Annotated in this window: 17 protein-coding genes; 13 read left to right on the forward strand and 4 right to left on the reverse strand. The window is 68.3% G+C overall.

Features of this window, described 5'->3' with window-relative positions:
* Window positions 1-2: 2 nt before the first annotated feature.
* From FGL94_RS11130 to FGL94_RS18340, 5 genes are all read left to right on the forward strand, one after another.
* On the forward strand, window positions 3-3,293 hold the full coding sequence (locus tag FGL94_RS11130) for a DUF7286 family protein (RefSeq protein ID WP_144924897.1): 3,291 nt from the start codon (window positions 3-5) through the stop codon (window positions 3,291-3,293).
* Between the two features lie 42 nt (window positions 3,294-3,335).
* A complete protein-coding gene (locus FGL94_RS11135) occupies window positions 3,336-3,785 on the forward strand; it encodes a DUF5791 family protein (RefSeq protein ID WP_144924900.1) in 450 nt (149 codons plus the stop codon).
* Complete coding sequence (locus tag FGL94_RS11140) at window positions 3,782-4,720, forward strand: NAD-dependent epimerase/dehydratase family protein (RefSeq protein WP_144924903.1); 939 nt, start codon at window positions 3,782-3,784, stop codon at window positions 4,718-4,720. The genes FGL94_RS11135 and FGL94_RS11140 overlap by 4 nt, the downstream gene beginning before the upstream one ends.
* 118 nt (window positions 4,721-4,838) lie before the next feature.
* Window positions 4,839-6,014: a DHH family phosphoesterase gene (locus FGL94_RS11145; RefSeq protein ID WP_144924906.1), complete on the forward strand. Its 1,176-nt coding sequence runs from the start codon at window positions 4,839-4,841 to the stop codon at window positions 6,012-6,014.
* A gap of 81 nt (window positions 6,015-6,095) precedes the next feature.
* A complete protein-coding gene (locus tag FGL94_RS18340) occupies window positions 6,096-6,242 on the forward strand; it encodes a hypothetical protein (RefSeq protein ID WP_186313394.1) in 147 nt (48 codons plus the stop codon).
* A 58-nt stretch (window positions 6,243-6,300) separates the two neighbouring features.
* On the opposite strand, the gene pan1 is transcribed toward FGL94_RS18340, so the two are convergent.
* On the reverse strand, window positions 6,301-7,518 hold the full coding sequence (gene pan1, locus FGL94_RS11150; RefSeq protein WP_144924909.1) for a proteasome-activating nucleotidase Pan1: 1,218 nt from the start codon (window positions 7,516-7,518) through the stop codon (window positions 6,301-6,303).
* A gap of 140 nt (window positions 7,519-7,658) precedes the next feature.
* Here pan1 and FGL94_RS11155 point away from each other — a divergent pair, with 140 nt between their 5' ends.
* The 4 genes from FGL94_RS11155 (at window position 7,659) to rad50 (ending at window position 12,423) form a co-directional block, all read left to right on the forward strand.
* Window positions 7,659-7,922 (forward strand): MarR family transcriptional regulator, encoded by a 264-nt coding sequence (locus FGL94_RS11155; protein WP_144924912.1) that lies wholly within the window; start codon window positions 7,659-7,661, stop codon window positions 7,920-7,922.
* 101 nt (window positions 7,923-8,023) lie between these two features.
* Complete coding sequence (locus FGL94_RS11160) at window positions 8,024-8,332, forward strand: hypothetical protein (protein WP_144924915.1); 309 nt, start codon at window positions 8,024-8,026, stop codon at window positions 8,330-8,332.
* Between the two features lie 66 nt (window positions 8,333-8,398).
* A complete protein-coding gene (mre11, locus tag FGL94_RS11165) occupies window positions 8,399-9,718 on the forward strand; it encodes a DNA double-strand break repair protein Mre11 (RefSeq protein WP_144924918.1) in 1,320 nt (439 codons plus the stop codon).
* Window positions 9,715-12,423 carry a DNA double-strand break repair ATPase Rad50 gene (rad50, locus tag FGL94_RS11170; RefSeq protein WP_144924921.1) on the forward strand — a complete coding sequence of 903 codons (2,709 nt, stop codon included), beginning with the start codon at window positions 9,715-9,717 and terminating at the stop codon, window positions 12,421-12,423. The genes mre11 and rad50 overlap by 4 nt, the downstream gene beginning before the upstream one ends.
* A 252-nt stretch (window positions 12,424-12,675) precedes the next feature.
* Here the strand turns inward: rad50 and FGL94_RS11175 are convergent, their stop codons facing one another.
* The 3 genes from FGL94_RS11175 to FGL94_RS18345 form a co-directional block, all read right to left on the reverse strand.
* Complete coding sequence (locus FGL94_RS11175; RefSeq protein ID WP_144924924.1) at window positions 12,676-13,116, reverse strand: DUF7346 family protein; 441 nt, start codon at window positions 13,114-13,116, stop codon at window positions 12,676-12,678.
* Window positions 13,117-13,143: 27 nt separating this feature from the next.
* A complete protein-coding gene (locus FGL94_RS11180) occupies window positions 13,144-13,581 on the reverse strand; it encodes a DUF7322 domain-containing protein (RefSeq protein ID WP_144924927.1) in 438 nt (145 codons plus the stop codon).
* A gap of 102 nt (window positions 13,582-13,683) precedes the next feature.
* Entirely contained in the window at window positions 13,684-13,857 is a 174-nt protein-coding gene (locus FGL94_RS18345) for a DUF7331 family protein (RefSeq protein WP_186313395.1), read from the reverse strand.
* Between the two features lie 101 nt (window positions 13,858-13,958).
* Here FGL94_RS18345 and FGL94_RS11185 point away from each other — a divergent pair, with 101 nt between their 5' ends.
* The 4 genes from FGL94_RS11185 (at window position 13,959) to sufD (ending at window position 20,533) form a co-directional block, all read left to right on the forward strand.
* Window positions 13,959-16,760 (forward strand): DNA-directed DNA polymerase, encoded by a 2,802-nt coding sequence (locus tag FGL94_RS11185; protein WP_144924930.1) that lies wholly within the window; start codon window positions 13,959-13,961, stop codon window positions 16,758-16,760.
* Between the two features lie 147 nt (window positions 16,761-16,907).
* The gene (locus tag FGL94_RS11190; protein WP_144924933.1) at window positions 16,908-17,834 is read left to right on the forward strand and encodes an ABC transporter ATP-binding protein; all 927 of its coding nucleotides are present in this window, start codon (window positions 16,908-16,910) and stop codon (window positions 17,832-17,834) included.
* A 52-nt stretch (window positions 17,835-17,886) separates the two neighbouring features.
* Window positions 17,887-19,317 carry a Fe-S cluster assembly protein SufB gene (sufB, locus tag FGL94_RS11195; RefSeq protein WP_144924936.1) on the forward strand — a complete coding sequence of 477 codons (1,431 nt, stop codon included), beginning with the start codon at window positions 17,887-17,889 and terminating at the stop codon, window positions 19,315-19,317.
* A 1-nt stretch (window position 19,318) separates the two neighbouring features.
* Window positions 19,319-20,533 (forward strand): Fe-S cluster assembly protein SufD, encoded by a 1,215-nt coding sequence (gene sufD / locus FGL94_RS11200; protein ID WP_144924939.1) that lies wholly within the window; start codon window positions 19,319-19,321, stop codon window positions 20,531-20,533.
* Window positions 20,534-20,575: the final 42 nt, after the last annotated feature.

Here is a 20,575-nt window from a genome sequence, read left to right on the forward strand (position 1 = left end):
ACATGGAGAACCAATCATCGGGAACGCACACGTCCGGCCCCGGACGATGCCGCTCCTTCACCGTCGACGAACGCGCGCGGGTCCCGTTCGCGCTGATCGGCGTTCTCCTCTTGGTGACGAGTTCGACGTACGCCGCGGGGATCGCGGATCAGGGACTTATCAGCGAGGACCGGAGCGTGGAGCGCGCCGTCGAGCGCGTCGACGCCGATTCGACCGCCGCGCTCAGGACCGCGGCGCGTCAGGCCGCGCACGACGCGGCCGCAGAGCCGGTGACACGGGCGCCAGGCGAGAGGGTTACCGGCTCGAAAGGCGGACATGGAACGACCGCGGTCAGGAACGGGTCCAGCTTCGAGGACGCGTTCCGGATCCGGCTCGCGATCGCCGGTGCCGAGGCGCTCGCAGCCGTCGACGCGGACGTGGGGGGCGTGACGGCGACGGCGTCGCTGCCGGCAGTTGACGACCCGAGCGAGCTGGCGGCGGCCCGCGATCGGGTTCGCGTCGAGTCCGTCGCGAACGGAACGGCGACGCAGGTGACGTTCGAGGGCGTGGAAACGACCGCGACGCGGAACGGACGCATCGTCGTCGAGCGAACGGGAGACCGGACGGTCGTGGTCGCCGTGCCGACGCTCGCGGCGCACGAGCGGACGGAGCGGTTCGAGGAGCGGCTCGACCGGGGACCGGTCGAGGGACCGGGATTGGGACGCCAGCTCACTGCGAGCCTCTACCCGATGACGTGGGCGCGAGGGTACGCGCAGTTCGCGGGCGCACCGGTCGAGAACGTGCTCGCGAACCGCCACGTGGAGCTGTCGACGAACGCGGGAATCGTCCGGACCCAGCGCGACGTGTTCGGTGCGAGTGACCCGAACGCACGCGGCGGAGTGGCTCGCGCGACGGCGCGGACGGGAGTCACCGATCTGCTAAAACCGACAGGCGTCGACGAGGGATCGTGGACCGATGTCGTGCTCGACGCGCCGACTCCGGGAGAGGGCAGTCCGAGCGAGAGCGACTACCCGGACGAGACCGGCGATCCGTCCGGTCAGCCGAGCGAGGACGCCGCGTTCGAACCAGACACAGATCGGACGGACGAGCGAACACCGGTGCCGGTCGGCCGCGCGGCCGACGAGGGGGCGACGCGCGTCTACGGCGATCTGGACGCGATCATCGAGAGCGCGTACCGGGTCGAAGCGAGCCTCGAGACGTCGACGACGCTGGTTGACGACGGTGGGCGTCCGACGCCGCCGGCCCCTTCCACCTCGGGGCTCGCGACGACCGGCGACTGGGAGCGCGTCGACCTGACTCGGACGGAGCGGTCGCCGGTCGTCTCCGGAGCCGGCGTGCCGGAGGGCGTTCCGTCGGGGACGGTCGCCCCCGGTGAGCGCGTCTCGTTCGGCGTCGCGACCCGCGAGGCGACCGTCGAGCGCGTCGCAGTCGCCGAATGGGAGCGGGTGACGGTCGAGCGCGGCCCGAACGGGAGCGTCGTCGACGAGACGGTCCATCGGGCGACCACGCGAGACGCGGCCACCGACCGCTACCGGGTGCGAGTGTCGGTGTCTGGAGAACACGCGCCGACCGACGGGGCGCCCGAGCGAGCCGCCGCGACGTTCGGCGCGGGCGACGCGACCGACGGCCCGGACCTGCGCGACACGCCGTCGGCCGCCCGAGCCGATCTGGGCGTCGACACCGACGGCGGCGTCGACCGGATCGCCGAGGACGCGGTCGAGGGCGGGGAGGTCCGCGAGTCGACGACCGTCGTGGGGTCCCGCTCGTCGGATGATCGAGACGCCGTCGCGGCCGACGTGGCCGCGCTCGCGAGCGACGTGCGCGATATCGAGACCGAGGCGTCGATGGAGGACGCGGCTGTCGGCGAGGCGGAGCCGTACGCCGATCTCGCCGACGCAGTCCGCGACCGACGCACGGAACTCGTCGACGCGCCGGCGACGTACGACGGCGCCGCCGATCGGGCCGGGACCGCCGCCCGTGCCGCATACCTCGACGCCGTGATCGGCGAACTCGAGAGCGCCGCGGACGACCGCGAGCGCGCGACGGACGGGTTCCTCGATAGCGTGAACGGCGCGTTCGACGGACCCGACGTGGGCGACGCACTCGCGAGCCGCGAAGCCGCCCGTGATCCCGGGACGTACTCGGTCGGCGAGAACGGTCCCGGCGGGGCAGTGACGTTCGCGCCGAACGGATCTCCGGGATACCTCCCGCGAACGACCGTCGACGGAGAGGCCGTCGACGGCGTGAACGGGACGACGACCCGACCGCTCGCGGTCCGCAACGTGAACTACGTCACCGTGCCGTACGGAGAGGTGTCGAGCGGCGTCGTCGACCGGATTCTCGGCACTGAAGACACGGTGCGGGTCGGAACAGCGGGTCGGTCGCTCCTCCTGGCGAACGAGGCGCTGGCGGCCGGCGACGACTCCGACCTACGGGCGGACCGGGACGCGCTCGCCAGACAGATAGACGGATCGCTGGACGAGGTGGACAGGGAGCTCCGATCGGCGCTCCGCGTCCGGGCCTCGCTGTCGCGCGACGAGCGTCGCAGGGCGCTCGACGAGGCAGCCGCGAGCTACGGCTCGACGGGCGAACGCGCCGTCGCCGTCGGGAACGGGTCTTATCCGGATCGGGTCGCCGCCGAGGCCGCGAGCGTCGGGTCGCTGTCGCGGGCGGGCGAAGCGGCGCTCGCCGCCAACCTCCGCGTCGCGACCCGGAGCGCGGCCGAGAGGGACGCGGTTCGGGTGCCGACCCGGTTCGTCGACGGGGCGACGAGCGGAGCGCGGGTGCTGCTCAGAGATCGGATGGAGAAGGCGATCGAAAAGGAGGCGGCGCGGGCGGGCGAGGCGGCCGCCCGGAAGGCGAGCGAGAAGACGGCGGAAGAGTTCGGCGAGAAGTGGTCGCTCAAGCCCGCGCGAACCGTCGGCGCGGGACTCCCGGTCGCGCCTGTGCCGGGGTACTGGGTGACGACGGTGAACGCCTGGCGCGTGCAGGTCCGCGGGGAGTACCCGCGGTTCGCGCTGCGCGCCGACGTGGGTGCGCCCGGAGAGCGTTTCGCGTACGTTCGAAGCGAGGGCGACGTGACCGTCGACGTCGGCGGGGAGACGGTGCGACTCGGCGAGACGGAACCGGTCGCGTTCGAGACCGAGACGGTGGTCGCCGTCGCGGTTCCGGCCGGTCCGCCCGGCGTCGGGGACGTGGACGGGACCCGAGACGAGCGGTCTGGGGGGTGGCCATGTCCCGGCGCGATGGGGGAGTCGCCCGCAAGCGACGAGGGGGAGTGTACGACGTCGTGAGCCGACCGCAGCCGTTTTGAGACGCGGCGACCGAGGGCGACCATGTTTCACGAGGTCGTCGCCGACGGCGCGACGGGAGCCGAAAGTGACACCGGCGAGGTGACCGCGGCGACGCTGCTCGCGTCGTTCGAGACGCTGGTGAGCGAGGCAGTCGCCGAGGCCGGTCGCGACCGGATCGCCGAGGAGGCCGGGCTCGATGGACATGTCCTCGACACTGCCACCGACGGCGACGTCGCGGGGATTCGACTCGAAGACGGTGCCGCGATCGTCGCCGTTCCGACCGGCCGCGACGGCGACACCGTTGTCGCCGAGGTCCGCGATCACCTGCTGATGGGGATGGCGACGGCGGTGCTCGACGTCGACGCCATCGCCGCCGCGATCGACGCGGACCTCACGGGACAGGAGGTCCAGCAGGCGCTGGAGGGACGCGCCCCGATGACGCTGGGTCAGCTCGCGGAGATCATGGCAGTCATCGAGCGGCGCAAGCCATGAGGGTCGTCGTCGTCGGCTGCGGCTACGTCGGCCTCGAACTCACCCGGCAGCTCGCCGAGCGCGGGCACGCCGTGACGGGCGTCCGGCGGTCGGACGCCGGACTGAACGCGATCGAATCGGTCGGAGAGGAAATAGACGGCGAGGGGGACGCGGAAAGTGAGAGCCGAGTGGACGCCGTCCGCGCGGACGCGACCGACCCGGCGTCGCTCGACGCGCTCCCCGACGCGGACGCGGTCGTGTTCGCGGCCAGCTCCGGCGGACGCGGCGCCGCGGCCGCCCGCGAGGTGTACGTCGACGGCCTCCGAAACGTGATCGAGGCGTACGGATCGCGGGCGGCGACACCGGACAGGCTCGTCTACACCTCCTCGACCGGCGTGTACGGCGACCACGACGGCGCGTGGGTCGACGAGGAGACGCCGATCGAGCCCACGACCGATAAGACCCGCGTCCTCGCCGAGGCGGAGCGGACCGCGCTGGAGACCGCGGCCGAGTTCGGGATCGACGGGACAGTCGCGCGCTTCGCGGGGCTGTACGGTCCCGACCGCTACCGACTCGACCGCTATCTCGACCGGCCGGTCACGGCCGGCTACCTCAACATGGTCCACCGAGACGACGCCGCCGGGGCGGTCCGGTTCCTCCTCGAAAGCGACCGCGCTCGCGACGACGCCGTTCTCGTCGTCGACGACGAGCCGGCCGACAAGCACGCGTTCGCCGACTGGCTGGCCGACGCGTGCGGTGTGCCGCGGCCGGCAAAACGGTCGACGGAAGAGCGCATCGCAGCGGGCGACCTCTCCGCGGCGGCCGAACGGCGGATCCGGACGAGCAAACGCTGCTCGAACGACCGCCTGCGGGCGCTCGGCTACGAGTTCGCCTACCCGACCTTCCGCGAGGGGTACCGCGACGCGGTGCGGGCGTTCCGGGCGGCGAGCGAGTGAGACCGCGGCTGGCGTGATCGGTCTGGATTCGACCGTTGATCCGCTCTCTGCGGGTCGGTGTCGGCGGGTCGGAACGGTAACGAACCTTGATGTACCGGGAGCGAGTCGACCGGCACGTATGTGGTCTCCGAGCGCGGTCGACGACCGGCTCTCGCAGGCGGAGGCGATGGCACGGGATAACCCGGAGCTCGTCGTCGCGGCCGCGATCGTCGCGGTCGTCGCGGTCGGCGGCGCGTACGTGCTGTTCCGCGCTCGCAGGACGCCCGGCGTCAGGTTCCGTCGGCTGCTGGCCGGGCGCGACGAGATCGCGGTGCTGATGCACCCGAATCCGGACCCGGACGCGATGTCGGCGGCGCTCGGCGTCGCCTCGCTCGCGGAGCAGCTCGACGTCGACGCGACGGTCCAGTATCCCGGACAGATCCGCCACCAGGAAAACCGGGCGTTTCGCACGGTGCTCGATCTGGACCTGGAGCCGATCGAACACGTGAGCGATCTGGCCGCCGAGTCGGTCGTGTTGGTCGATCACAACGAGCCGCGAGGATTCGCCGGCGCCGACGGCGTGCTCCCGCTCGCCGTCGTCGATCACCACCCCGGCGACGGCGCCGGTGAGTCGTTCACCGACGTGCGGACCGACTACGGCGCGACCGCCTCGGTCATCGCCGAGTACTTCCAGCAGAACGATGCGGCGCCGGTGCCGCCGGACAAGCACGCGAGCGAGACGAACAGCGATCTCACTCTCCCCACCGACACGGCGACCGGGCTCCTGTACGGGATCCTCACCGACACCAAACACCTCACCGTCGGCGCGAGCGAACCCGACTTCGCGGCCGCGGCGTACGTGTACCCCGGAGTCGACCAGGACCGGCTCGACCGGATCGCCAACCCGGCGGTCGACGCCGAGGTGCTGGAGGTGAAGGCGCGGGCCATCGCTGGCCGCCGGATCGAGGGGTCGTTCGCGGTCGCCGACGTCGGCGGGGTGAACAACGTCGACGCGATCCCGCAGGCGGCCGACGAGCTGATCCAGCTGGAGGGAGTCAGCGCCGTCGTGGTCATCGGGGAGCGCGACGGGACGGTCCACCTCTCCGGCCGGTCGCGAGACGACCGCGTCCACATGGGCAACGCGATCGACGCCGTGCTGTCCGACCGCGACAACGGCAACGGCGGCGGCCACTCGCGGATGGGCGGTGGGACGATCACGCCGACGATCGATCCGGCGAATGACGAGGACCCGAAGACCGTAGACCGCGACGCGCTCGCCGACGACCTGTTCCGCGCGATGGCGGGCGACGTGTGAGCGCGAGCGGCCGGCGGACGGGGGAGACGACAGAACGGATCGGCCACCGATACTTAAGTCGGCGGCGGCGAAGCCACGAGTATGAGCCCGGACCTTTCGCTAAGCGATCTGCCCACCGACGACGGCTGGCGCGCGCTCGCCGGCGTCGGCGTCGGCTATGCCATCGCGACCGGACTGATCTTCGCGTTTTTCTTCGTCGTGCCGTACGTGATTCTGCGAGCGCTGTAGCGAGTGGCGGCTAGCGGCGTGACGAACGAAAGAGAGAAATCGGAGGCGACGAACCGCCTTAGGCGAACGCCAACGAGTCGTCGGCACCGCTCTCCTCGTCCTGCTGGAGCTTCTCGTGAGCTCCGAGGAAGTCGTCGAGGGTGACTTCGGTGCGGTCGTCGCGGATCGCGAACATTCCGGCCTCCGTGCAGATGGCCTTGATGTCGGCGCCCGAGGCATCCGGCGTCATCTCGGCGAGCTCGGTGAAGTCGATGTCGCTCGCGAGGTTCATCTTCCGAGTGTGGATCTGGAAGATTATCTCGCGGCCCTCGGTGCCCGGCTTGGGCACCTCGATGAGGCGGTCGAAGCGGCCCGGGCGCAGGATGGCGGGGTCGAGCATGTCGAAGCGGTTCGTCGCGGCGATGATCCGGACCTCGCCGCGCTCGTCGAAGCCGTCCATCTCGGAGAGCAGCTGCATCATCGTCCGCTGGACCTCGGCGTCGCCCGAGGTCTTCGAGTCCGTGCGCTTCGACGCGATCGCGTCGATCTCGTCGATGAAGAGGACGGCGGGCTGGTTCTCGCGGGCGACCTCGAACAGGTCGCGGACGAGCTTCGCGCCCTCGCCGATGAACTTGTGGACGAGCTCGGAGCCGGCCATCTTGATGAAGGTGGCGTCCGTCTCGTTGGCGACCGCCTTCGCGAGCATCGTCTTCCCGGTGCCGGGCGGCCCGTACAGCAGGACGCCGCTCGGCGGCGTGATGCCAACGTCCTCGAACATGTCGGGGTGTTCGAGGGGCATCTCGACGGTCTCGCGGACCTCCTGCATCTGGTCTTCGAGCCCGCCGATGTCGGCGTAGGTGACGTCGGGGGAGTGCTCGACCTGCATCACGCGAGCGCGCACGTCCGTCTCCTTCTCCAGCTTCTTGACGACGGAGAGCGAGTTGTTCACCGCGACCCGGTCGTCCGGGTTGAGCTTCTCCCGCATCTCGGCGGTGATCTCGGTGAGCGCCTCCTGGTTGTTCCCGTGCTGTTTGATGACGGCGCCGTCGGGCGTGATCTCCTGAACCGTCGCCACGAACAGCGGGGACTGCTTTAGCTTCTTGTTCTCGTGAGTGAGCCGTTCGAGCTTCTGCTGGTACTTGTTGTTCTCCGCGTTCGCGTCGAGGAGCTTGTCGCGCATCTCCTCGTTTTGCGACTCCAGCACGTCGAGCTCCTCTTGGAGGGACTCGATCTTCTCCTGTCTCGACGCCGACCCCTCGTCGTAGGGCAGCTCGACGTCGTCGACGGTGTCTGTCATTGTGCGTAATAAGGCGTCTCGCGCGTAAGAGGTTTCGGGTGGGGGAGAGATAGCGGGGAAGCGTCCGGTTGTAAATGCTCAATAGTAATTAAATAGGATAGTAAATATTATTAAACGGCATGAGATATAGTGAAGTACGCATGAGCACCACCGACGCCGTCACCGCCGAGGAGGACGTTACCGACCGCTGGAGCGCCGTCCGAGACCTGCCGCCGAGCGCGAAGCTCGTCGCGAAGGTCCTCGACTACAACGATACACTCACGCAGAGCGAACTCGCCGAGGAGACGCTTCTCCCGCCTCGAACCGTCAGGTATGCTCTCTCGCGGCTGGAGGAGGAGGGCGTCGTCGACTCCCGGTTCTCCTTCGCCGACGCCCGGAAGCGGCTGTACACGCTGTCGGTGTGAGAGACGAGCGGGAACGGCCGCTTCTCTCCTACCCACTCTCGGTCTCCACCTTCCCGCCTCTCGGAACCACCCCTTATCAAAGATGGCGACACAGCCCATCCATGGTCTCGACCGTCGCCGTCAAGCGGGCGCTCTCCGCGCTGGCGAGCCGTACTGACACCGCGACCCACCCCTCCATCGCCGTGATCGACGAGGCGGACGCCGCGCGGTCCGACCTCCAGCGAGCCGCGGCGTTCGTCGACGCCGACGGGGTCAGCCGGCTCGACGAGGCGATCGCCGCTGCCGAGCGCGCCGGCGACGAAGCCGCTGCGGAGCGCGGACGCGAGGCGCGCACGGCGTTCCGACGGTTTCGCGCGGCGGCCGCCGGCGACGACGACTGGGACGGCGATTGCGACGAGACCCCTCAGTAACCCGCCGGACCACTTCCGCCCCGCCCCCGGAACCCCTAAACCCGATACCGGCCAAGAGCCGGACAGATGACACGGGTGATCCACACCGGCGACACCCACGTGGGGTACGCGCAGTACCACTCGCCGGTCCGACGGCAGGACTTCCTCGACGCGTTCGCGGCCGTGATCGACGACGCGATCGAGGACGAGGTCGACGCGGTGGTCCACGCCGGCGACCTCTTTCACGACCGCCGCCCGGAACTCGGCGACCTGATGGGGACGATCACGGTTCTCCGCCGGCTCGACGACGCGGGGGTTCCCTTCCTCGCCGTGGTCGGGAACCACGAGTCGACGCGGGGCGGCCAGTGGCTCGACCTGTTCGAGCGGCTCGGGCTCGCGACCCGGCTCGACGACGAGCCGACCGTCGTCGGCGACACCGCCTTCTACGGGCTCGATCACGTCCCCGTCTCGCGCCGCGACGACCTCGGCTACGCGTTCGCGGACCACGACGCGGAGTACGCCGCCCTCGTCGCGCACGGCCTCTTCGAGCCGTTCGGCTACGCGGACTGGGACACCGAGGAGGTGCTCGCCGAGAGCGACGTGGCGTTCGACGCGATGCTCCTCGGCGACAACCACACGCCCGACTCCGCCGAGGTCGACGACACGTGGGTCACGTACCCCGGCTCGACCGAGCGGGCGAGCGCGAGCGAGCGCGAGGGGCGCGGGTACAACCTCGTCACCTTCGACGCCGACGCCGCCGGGGGCGACGACCGCGTGGAGATCCGGCGGCGCGCGCTCGACACCCGCCCGTTCGTCTTCGTGGAGGCCGACCTCCGCGAGGGCGAGGGCGCGGCGCGGGTGCGCGAGAAGGTCCGCCAACACGACCTCGACGACGCCGTGGTCCTCGTCGACGTTACCGGCGACGGCGACCCCGTCACGCCGGCCGCGATCGAGGAGTTCGCGACCGACGAGGGGGCGTTGATCGCCCGCGTGACCGACCGTCGCGAGGTGGAGACGGACGCCGAGGTCGACGTGAGCTTCGCCGACCCCGAGGACGCCGTCCGAGAGCGGGTCGAGGAGATGGCGCTGTCGGAGGCCGCCCTCGACGTCGAGGAGGCGGTCCGCTCCGGCACGGTCCCCGACACGAACGTCAGGGAGGCGGTGAAGCGCCGGGTCGAAGAACGGATCGACGATCTCGACGCGTTCGACCGAGGCGAGGAGGCAGACGGGGACGAATCCGACGGCGAGCGATCCACGTCCGAGGGCGATGAGACTGAACCCGAAGACGGCGAGCCCGAACTCGCGGTCGACGAAACAGACGGCGAACCGACCGGTGGCGACGACGAGACCGCGACGACCAGCGCGACCGACACCGACGGGCAGGTCTCCATGGAGGATTACCTGTGAACTTCGACCGCGTCCGACTCGCGAACTTCAAGCCGTACGGCGACGCCGATCTCCGACTGACCGAGGGTGTCACGGTCATCCACGGACTCAACGGCAGCGGGAAGTCCTCGCTGTTAGAGGCCTGCTTCTTCGCGCTCTACGGCTCGAAGGCGCTCGACGGCACCCTCGAAGACGTGATCACGAACGGCGAGGAGGAGACCGAAGTCGACCTGTGGTTCACCCACGACGGCGTCTCCTACCACGTCGAGCGACGGCTCAAGGCGTACGACGGGCGGATCGACCACCAGTGCACGCTCGAGGCGACGGACGGGAGCGACGCGACCCGCGACGGCGCCCGGGCGGTGCGGGACTTCGTCACGGAACTCCTCCGGATGGACGCCGAGGCGTTCGTCAACTGCGCGTACGTCCGGCAGGGCGAGGTGAACAAGCTGATCAACGCCACGCCGCGCGAGCGCCAGGACACGATCGACGACCTGCTCCAGCTCGGGAAACTGGAGGAGTACCGCGAGCGCGCCGGCGACGCCCGGCTCGGCGTCGAGGACGTGCTGGAGAACCGTCGCGGGCGGCTCGACCAGCTCGACGACCAGATCGCGGAGAAGGAGGAGAAGGAGCTCCACGACCGGCTCAACGGGCTCGAAAGCGACCTCTCGGAGGTCACCGACGAGATCGGCCGCTACGAGACGCAGCGAGAGCAGGCGAAGGAGACGCGCCAGGCCGCCGCGGAGACGCTGTCGACCCACGCGGAGAAGCGGGAGAAGCTGGAGTCGGTCGAGGCGGAGATCGACGGGATCGAAGAGACGATCCGGACGACCGAACGGGAGCGCGACGAGCATCGGGACGCGATCCGCGAGGCCCGCGAGCGGATCGCGGAGATCGAGGCCGCGATCGACGACCGGCTCGACGACGCCGGGCTCGACGCGGCGAGCGAGGAAGCCATCGCTCAGCGACGCGAGGAGCTCGACGACCGGGAGAGCGAGGTCCGCGAGGAGCTCGACGACGAGCGGGTGAGCGCCGAGGCGTTCCGCAACCAGGCGACGAACCTCGCCGGGAAGGCCGACGACCGCGCCGAGCGCGCCGCGGAGGTCGACTCCGAGGCCGACAGCCTCGCCGACGAGGCCGAGGCGGCGGCGGACGAGGCCGACGAGCGCGAGTCCTCGATCGAGGAGCTCCGCGAGGAGGCCGAGACCCTGCGCGAGCGGTTCGCGGCCGCCGACGCCGACGTGGACCGCGACGGCGTGGCGGACGAGCGAGAGGCCCTCCGGGAGCGGCGCGGCGAGGTCCGCGAGCGGATCGCGGAGCTGTCGGCGGAGCTGAAGAACGCCCGCGAGCGCGTCGAAGAGGCCGAGGAACTGCTCGCGGCGGGGAAGTGCCCCGAGTGCGGCCAGCCCGTCGAAGACTCCCCGCACGCGAGCGGGATCGACGAGGACCGCGAGCGCGTCACCGAGCTAGAGGCCGAGCTAGAGGACGCCCGCGAGCGCGAGAGCGACCTCGACGACCGGATCGCGGAGCTGGACGGTCTCGCGTCGGCGGCGGACCGGCTCGACGAGATCGACGAGACGGTCGACACCCTCGAAGAGCGGGTCGAGGAGAAGCGCGCCGAGGCGGAGCGGAAGCGGGAGGCGGCCGCGGAGAAGCGCGATCGGGCAGAAGAACTCCGCGATGAGGCCGAGGAGACCCGCGAGGTCGCCGCCCGGAAGCGCGAGGAGGCCGAGGAGGCCGCGGAACGCGTGACGGAGCTCGAAGACGCGCTCGCGGCGGTCGACGACGCCCGTGAGGCGGTGGCGGCGATCGAAGAGCGGCTCTCGGCGGTCGCAGACGCGGAAGACGAGATCGAGCGTCGCCGCGAGAAGCGGGAGAACCTGAGCGAGATGAACGACGAGCGTCGCGACCGGCTCGCAGACAAGCGCGAGCGCCGCGGCGAGCTCGCCGACGCCGTCGACGAGGAGGCGGTCGAGGAGGCGAGAGGGAAGAAGGAGCGCGCGGAGGAGTACCTCGAGAAGGTCGAGGGCGAGCTCGACAGCCTCGCGGAGCGCCGGACCGAGCTGGAGAACGCGATCGGCGGGGTGAAGGGGGAAATTCGGGAGTTGGAGAACCTCCGCGACGAGCGCGAGGAGCTGGCCGACACCGTCGCGGCGCTCGAGGACCTCCACGAGGAGACGAGCGAGCTGGAGGCGATGTACGGCGACCTCCGGGCGGAGCTCCGCCAGCGTAACGTCGCCGAGTTGGAGCGCACCCTCAACGAGACGTTCGACCTCGTCTACGGCAACGACGCCTACTCGCACATCGAGCTGGACGGCGAGTACGTTCTCACCGTCTACCAGAAGGACGGCGAGCCGCTCGACCCCGAGCAGCTCTCCGGCGGCGAGCGCGCCCTGTTCAACCTCTCGCTGCGCTGTGCGATCTACCGGCTGCTCTCGGAGGGTATCGAGGGCGCGGCGCCGACCCCGCCGCTCATCCTCGACGAGCCGACCGTCTTCCTCGACTCGGGCCACGTCTCCCGGCTCGTCCGGCTCGTCGAGGAGATGCGCGGGTTCGGCGTGCGCCAGATCCTCATCGTCAGCCACGACGACGAGCTGGTGGGCGCGGCCGACGAGCTGGTGACGGTGGAGAAGGACCCGCGCACGAACCGGTCGACGGTTCACCGGGAGGACGCCGCCGCGCTCGACGCCGACGAGCTCGATATCGGCGAACTCGCCGACGACTGAGCGAGTGGGCTCTCTGCGCTCTCACCCTATAGGCGACTGCGAGACGATCGGAGAGGAGCGGCGACGACAGCCTCCATACCCACATCGGCGCGCCCGCTCGCGCCTTATAAGGCGCGAGCGGTCCGCGAGGGAGTCGGTCGGCGCTTAAAAGCGCCGACCGACGAGGCTGGGGAGGCGCGAGGCACACGCTCGGCCGGGTGAGGGGACAGGCGCGAACAGCCGCGAACGGCCACGGGCCGGGCTTATAAACAGCTACTCGTCGCCCTCCGACCCGCCCCTTAACAGCCCCAGCGCCTTGACCGCGACCGAGGTCGCCTCGTAGCCTCGCCGCCCCGCGACGTCGACCTCGTCGATCAGGCCGGCCGCGCGGAACTCCGAGATCGTCCCGTGAATGTCGGACTCGCACATATCGGCCGCGTCGAGGAGGTCGATCGCGGCGATCGGCCCCTCGTCGACGACCACAGCGAGGAGGCCGAGCGACCGGTCGTCGCGGACCGCCCCGAGCGTCCGCCGGACCGGCGCCGGCACACCCGAGGCCGCGGTCGCGAGCGGCGACTCGCCGTCGACGACGCGGAGCTCGTCGTTGTCGACGTACCGTTCCTCGCCGGTGGCCGGGTCCCGCACCCGGCTCGACTCGGCGGAGCGTTTCACGAGGAGGTACGTCTCGCCGGCCGCGTCACGAACCGTCTGCATGGATCGGAGAAAGCGGCCGCGCGGGCATTACGCTTCCGGGGGCGAGGAGCCGTCTGGGTCGGCGGGGTAATCGGAACCGGACTCGTCGCCGCTGTCCGCGTCGCCTCCGGGATCCGACTCCGCCGCGTCTTTCGATCGCTTCCACGACCGGTACGTCTGGTAGGTCCGGACGCCCGCGAGGAGCCCGGCGACGAACAGGACGGGACCGATCCGCGACCAGCCCTCGAAGAACCACACCATCGGACCGAGCGCGACGAGGAGGACCGCAGCGTTGGCGTAGACGACGGCGACGACGAACGCGCGGAGGGTCCCCGAGTCGACGTCGCTCGCGCCCTCGAAGTCGCCGTCGTCGTCGAACGTCTTCACCGAGGGCGCCTTCGGAATGTCGGGGGTCATCTCCCGCTCGGCGTCGGAGCTCTCGCCGACGGAGATTTCGCCCTCGTCGTCCTCGTCGAGGCTGAACACGCCCGGACGTACGAGGGGGCGGGGCAAAGGGGTTCCGCACCGATTCGATTCGCGAGCCGCGGCTTCGAGGGAAGCAGATCGGGACGAAAGGATCAGCCGCCGTCAGACCGCGTCGGCCAGCCTGACCGTTCGGCTCGCCTCGACCCACGCGAGGGGGTTCGCGGCGTCGAAAATCACCACGTTCCCGTCGTCCTCGTACACCTCCACTTCGGCGTCGACCTCGTCGCGATCGGCCGGGCGAGCCGCCTGGGATTCGGAACGTGGGTCCGAAGACATAGAGCGTGGTATGCCGTCACACATTATATGCCTTTCCGTGGCGGGACTCCTCGCCGCACCCGAAAGCCGAGTTTTTTAGCCGGGTGCGCCGAAGCGGGGGTATGACTCAGTCGGGGCTGTCGGACTTCTCGTCGTCCGGAGAGACGGGCGACGGGCCGGGAGACAGCACGGAGGCCGAACGGGAGGAGCTGGCCGCACAGGAGGCGGCCGCCGTCGCCGGCGGCGGGCGCGGACACGTCAGCGACGTGGTCGACGTCGACGAGGCGAAGTTCCCGGAATCGACCGGGACCGTCGAGCTGATGATCACCCAGATCGACTACGCCGTCGAGGGGTACGGCAGCGACGAGTACCCGGTCGTACACGTGTTCGGTCGGCGGCCGGCGGAACACACCGACGATGACGCCGAGAACGACACCGTCGAACATCTCCGGGTACTCGGCGTCGAGCCGTACTTCTACGTCCCCACGGCCGACCTCGACCGCGACCCGGTCGAGGAGTACGACGTGGTGATCGGCACGCGCGAGGAGAACGTCGAGGGCGAGCCGTACGAGAGCATCCGCGGCGAGCCGCTCACCCGGATCGTCACTCGCACGCCCCGCGACGTGGGGAGCATCCGCGACGACTTCGCGACGACGTTCGAGGCGGACATCCTCTTCCCGAACCGATTCCTGATCGACAACGGGCTCAACGGCGGCATCCGCGTGGAGGAGCGCCGGCTCGACGACGGGGAGGGGACGATTCAGGTCCACGAGGGCATGCTCGAACCCGCGGAAGTCGACGCCGAGATGCGGGTGAACACCTTCGACATCGAGGTCGACGACCGGCGCGGCTTCCCCGAGGACGGCGAGGAGCCGATCATCTGCCTCACCAGCCACGACTCCTACGACGACGAGTACGTCGTCTGGCTGTACGACGCGCCGGAGGCGGAGATCCCCCCGCCCGAGGATCTCCCCGACTACGAGGGGATCGTCGGCGACGGCGGGGAACTCGACTTCAGGGTCCGCACGTTCGAGGAGGAGGCCGCGATGCTCGACGCGTTCGTCGAGTACATCGACGAGACGGACCCGGACCTGCTGACGGGATGGAACTTCGAGGACTTCGACGCGCCGTACGTCCTCGACCGGCTGGAGGTGCTCGACGACGGGAGTCAGTACGACCTCGACGTCGACCGGCTCTCCCGGATCGGCGAGGTGTGGCGCTCCGGCTGGGGCGGCCCCGACATCAAGGGCCGAGTCGTCTTCGACCTGCTGTACGCCTACAAGCGCACGATGTTCACGGAGCTGGAGTCGTACCGGCTCGACGCGGTCGGCGAGCGCGAACTCGGCGTCGGCAAGGAGCGGTACACCGGGGACATCGGCGACCTCTGGGAGCAGGACCCCGAGCGCTTACTGGAGTACAGCATCCGCGACGTGGAGCTGTGCGTCGAGATCGACCGGAAACAGGACGTGATCGCCTTCTGGGACGAGGTGCGTACCTTCGTCGGCTGCAAGATCGAGGACGCGCCGACCCCCGGCGACACCGTCGACATGTACGTCCTCCACAAGGCGTTCGGGAAGTTCGCGCTCCCGACGAAGGGCCAACAGGAGTCGGAGGAGTTCGAGGGCGGCGCCGTCTTCGACCCGATCACGGGCGTCAAGGAGATGGTAACTGTCCAAGACTTGAAAAGTCTCTATCCGATGTGCATGGTGACGATCAACGCCGGCCCGGAGACGAAGGTCGATCCCGACGAGTACGACGGTGAGACGTACGTCGCGCCCAACGGGACGCACTTTCAGAAGGAGCCCGACGGGATCATGCGCGAGATGGTCGACGAGCTCCTCTCCGAGCGCGAGGAGAAGAAGGCGCTCCGGAACGACCACGACCCCGGCACCGAGCCGTACGAGCAGTACGACCGACAGCAGGGAGCTGTCAAGGTCATTATGAATTCTTTATACGGGGTAACGGGATGGGATCGGTTCCGACTGTACGACAAGGAGGGCGCAGCAGCCGTCACGGCGACCGGACGCGAGGTCATCGACTTCACCGAGGAGGCCGCAGAAGAGATTAATTATCAAGTTGCTTATGGCGACACCGATTCCGTCATGCTTTCGTTATCTGATATGTCGAAGGAGGAGGCGATCGAGACCTCCTTCGAGATAGAGGACCACATCAACGGGCGCTACGACGACTTCGCGCGCGACGAGCTCAACGCCGACGAACACCGCTTCCAGATCGAGTTCGAGAAGCTCTACCGGCGGTTCTTCCAGGCCGGCAAGAAGAAGCGGTACGCCGGCCACATCATCTGGAAGGAGGGGAAAGACGTCGACGACATCGACATCACCGGCTTCGAGTACAAGCGCTCGGACATCGCACAGATCACGAAAGAGGTCCAACAGAACGTCATCGAGACGATCGTGACGGGCGACGACATCGACGAGGACATGGAGGAGGTGAAGTCGTACCTCGTCGACGTCATCGCGCGCGTGCTCGACGGCGACATGGACCTCGACGAGATCGGGATTCCCGGGGGGATCGGGAAGAAGCTCGACGCGTACGACACCCCGACCGCCCAGGTACGCGGGGCGAAGTACGCCAATCTCATGCTCGGGACCAACTTCGGCAGCGGGTCGAAACCAAAGCGGCTGTACATCGAGAAGGTCCATCCCGACTTCTGGACGCGGATGGAAGAGGAGGAGGGGCTCGACCCGCAGCGCGACCACCTGTACGGGGAGTTCAAACGCGATCCGGACGTGATCTGCTTCGAGTACGCCGATCAGGTCCCCGACGAGTTCGAGGTCGACTGGGAGAAGATGCTGGACAAGACCCTTCAGGGGCCGATCGAGCGCGTTATCGAGGCGCTCGGCATGTCGTGGGAAGAGGTCAAGACGGGACAGGAACAGACCGGACTCGGCTCGTTCATGTGATCTGGTACGGAGACAAAAACAGCTTCTGAAAACCGCTTTTCGATCGTCGAGAAAAATTCTTACCGATCTCGGGATTTTCTACGGGGAGATGCGTAACCATTAACCCGCCAAGTCACCACTGTACGGACACGAGGCACGAGAATACATATGGCAACTCTCGAAATCAACGATCTTCACGCACGAGTGGCGGAAGAGGACGGCGAACGCATTCTTCGGGGGGTCGACCTGACCGTCGAGTCCGGGGACATCCACGCACTGATGGGCCCGAACGGCTCCGGGAAGTCGACGCTCGCGAAGGTCATCGCCGGCCACCCCGCGTACGAGGTCACCGGCGGCGAGATTCTCCTGCATCTCGACGAGGAGGACGTCGCCGACATCGACGCCGAGCTCGACGACGAGGATTACCACTGGAAGCTGCTGGAGCTCGAACCCAACGAGCGCGCGGCGCTCGGCATCTTCCTCGGGTTCCAGTACCCGGCGGAGATCGAGGGTGTCACCATGACGAACTTCCTCCGACAGGCGCTCAACGCCAAGGCGGACGAGCGCGAGGAGCTGTTCGAGGACGAAGACGAAGAGTCGGCAGAGGCCGACGACGACGACGAGAACGAGGGCTACGAGACCTCCCCGATGGAGGGTCCCGCGGACGACGGCGAGATCGGCGTCGCCGAGTTCCAGGAGATCCTCTCGGAGAAGATGGAGCTGCTCGACATGGACGAGAAGTTCATGCAGCGGTACCTCAACGCCGGGTTCTCCGGCGGCGAGAAGAAGCAGAACGAGGTGCTGCAGGCGGCGATGCTCGAGCCCGCGGTCGCGGTGCTCGACGAGATCGACTCCGGGCTGGACATCGACCGGCTGCAGGACGTCTCGAAGGGGATCAACGCGCTCCGCGACGAGCAGGGCACGGGCGTCCTCCAGATCACGCACTACCAGCGGATCCTCGACTACGTCGAGCCCGACCACGTCCACGTGATGCTCGACGGCGAAGTCGTCAAAAGCGGCGGCGCGGAGCTCGCCGAGAAGCTCGAGGACAAGGGGTACGACTGGGTCCGCGAGGACGCGTTCGAAGCCGCGTAACCAAATCCAGTCACGCGATACACGTAAACCCGGCACAACGTAACACTATACTATGAGCTCACAACAGGACGAACTGAAGGAGACAGACACGGAGGCCCGCTTCGAGTTCAAGAAGGAGGAGAAATCCGCCTTCCAGACCGAGAAGGGTCTCACCGAGGAGACGGTCCGCGTCATCTCGGAGGACAAGGACGAACCGGAGTGGATGCTGGAGCGGCGCCTGCGCGCGCTCGAGCAGTTCCAGGAGATGCCGATGCCGACCGACTGGCCCGGCCAGCCGGACCTGAGCGAGGTCGACGTCGACGAGATCATCCCGTACATTCGGCCGGACGTCGACGTCCGCGCCGGCGTCGACGACTGGACCGAACTCCCGGACGAGATCAAAGACACCTTCGACAAGCTGGGCATCCCGGAGGCCGAGAAGAACGCGCTCTCCGGCGTCGGCGCTCAGTACGAGTCGGAGGTCGTCTACCAGAACATGCAGGAGCGGTGGGAGGAGAAGGGCGTCATCTTCTGTAACATGGACGAAGCCGTCCAGGAGCACGAGGAGATCGTCCGCGAGCACTTCATGACGAAGTGCGTTCCCCCGAGCGACAACAAGTTCGCCGCGCTTCACGGCGCCATCTGGTCCGGCGGTTCGTTCGTCTACGTGCCGGAGAACACCACCGTCGACATGCCGGTACAGGCGTACTTCCGGATGAACTCCGAGGGGATGGGCCAGTTCGAGCACACGCTCATCATCGCCGAGGAGAACTCCGAGGTCCACTACATCGAGGGCTGTTCCGCGCCGAAGTACTCGGCCTTTAACCTCCACTCCGGCGGCGTGGAAGTGTTCGTCGGCGAGGACGCTCACGTCCAGTACTCCACGGTGCAGAACTGGTCGAAGAACACCTACAACCTGAACACCAAGCGCGCCATCGCCGAGAAGGGCGGGCGCATGGAGTGGATATCCGGATCGATGGGGTCGAAGGCGACGATGCTGTACCCCTCGACGATCCTGAAGGGGCGCGGCGCCTCCGACAACCACATTACCATCGCGTTCGCGGGCGAGGGGCAGAACATCGACACCGGTGCGAAGGTGTACCACAACGCGCCCGAGACCAAATCGACCGTCGAGTCGAAGTCGATCTCGAAGGACGGCGGCCGCACGAACTACCGCGGACTCATCCACATCGCCGACGGCGCCGAGAACTCCTCGACCGCCGTCGAGTGCGACGCGCTGATGTTCGACAACGAGTCGACCTCCGACACCATGCCGTACATGGAGATCAACGAGTCGAAGGTCGACGTCGCCCACGAAGCGACCGTCGGGAAGATCGGCGACGAGGACATCTTCTACCTGCAGTCCCGCGGCCTCGACGACGACGACGCCAAGCAGATGATCGTTTCGGGCTTCATCGAGCCCATCACGGAGGAGCTGCCCATCGAGTACGCCGTCGAGCTGAACCGGCTCGTCGAGCTGGAGATGGAGGGCTCGCTCGGATAACATGAGCACGCAAGCAATCGAGAGCCTCTCAGAGGACACGGTACGACGCATCGCCGACGAACGCGACGAGCCCGAGTGGCTCTTGGAGACCCGTCTGAACGCGCTTTCGGCGTTAGAGACGGCCGAGTTGCCGGACGTTATCCAGACGCCCGGACGACGCTGGACCGACCTCGAGGCGCTCGACTTCGAGTCGCTGGTCGATCCGGTGAACCAGTCGGACACCACGGAGCGGACGGTCGGCGACGACGAGGTCGTCGTCCTCCCGTTCACCGAGGCGTTCGACGAGTACGGCGAGGTCATCGAGGCGAACTTCGGGTCGGTTCTCGACCCCGAGCACAACTACCTCACCGCGCTGTCGGTCGCGCTGTTCACGACCGGGACGTTCGTCTACGTCCCCGAGGGCGTCGACGTCGAGGACGTGACGGTGCGCGCGGAGATGAACTCCCGCTCGCTGTTCAGCCAGACGCTCGTCGTCGCCGAGGAGTCGTCGTCGGTGACGATCCTCGAATCGATCGAGTCGGGCGACAGCGAGGTCGACGAGGACCGGTACTTCTCGAACCTCGTCGAGATCGCGGCGGGCGAGAACGCGAGCGTCCAGTTCGGGTCGCTCCAGAACCTCGACGACGACACGTACACCTACTCGCTGAAGCGCGCCGACGTCGGCGTCTACGGCACCGTCGACTGGATCGAGAGCAACTTCGGGTCGAAGCTGACGCGCTCGGACGTCGAGTCGGAGCTGAACGGCGACGGCGCCGAGAGCCAGATCGTCGGGACGTTCTTCGGCACGGACGACCAGCACTTCGACATCAACGCCCGCGTCTGGCACCAGGCCGAGCACACGACGGCGGACCTCGTCACGCGCGGCGTGCTCGACGACGTGGCCCGCTCCGTCTACGAGGGGGTTCAGGACGTCGGCAACGACGCGTGGAACACCTCCAGCTACCAGCGCGAGAACACGCTGATGCTGTCGGACGACGCCGAGGCCGACGCGTCGCCGAAGCTTATCATCCACAACCACGACACCGAGGCGTCCCACTCCGCGACGGTCGGACAGGTCGACGCCGAGGACCTGTTCTACCTCGAGAGCCGTTCGATCGACTCGCTCACGGCGCGGAACATGCTCGTCGAGGGCTTCTTCGTGCCCGTGTTAGAGGAGATCGCGGTCGACGAGTTCCGCGACGACGTCGAGGAACTCGTCTTCGAGCGCCTGCAGTAATCGCGGACGCCGCGGAGCAGATCGATTTCCGTTTGCCGTTTT

Source organism: Halorubrum salsamenti, from assembly GCF_007671685.1.
Classification (GTDB): Archaea; Halobacteriota; Halobacteria; order Halobacteriales; family Haloferacaceae; genus Halorubrum; species Halorubrum salsamenti.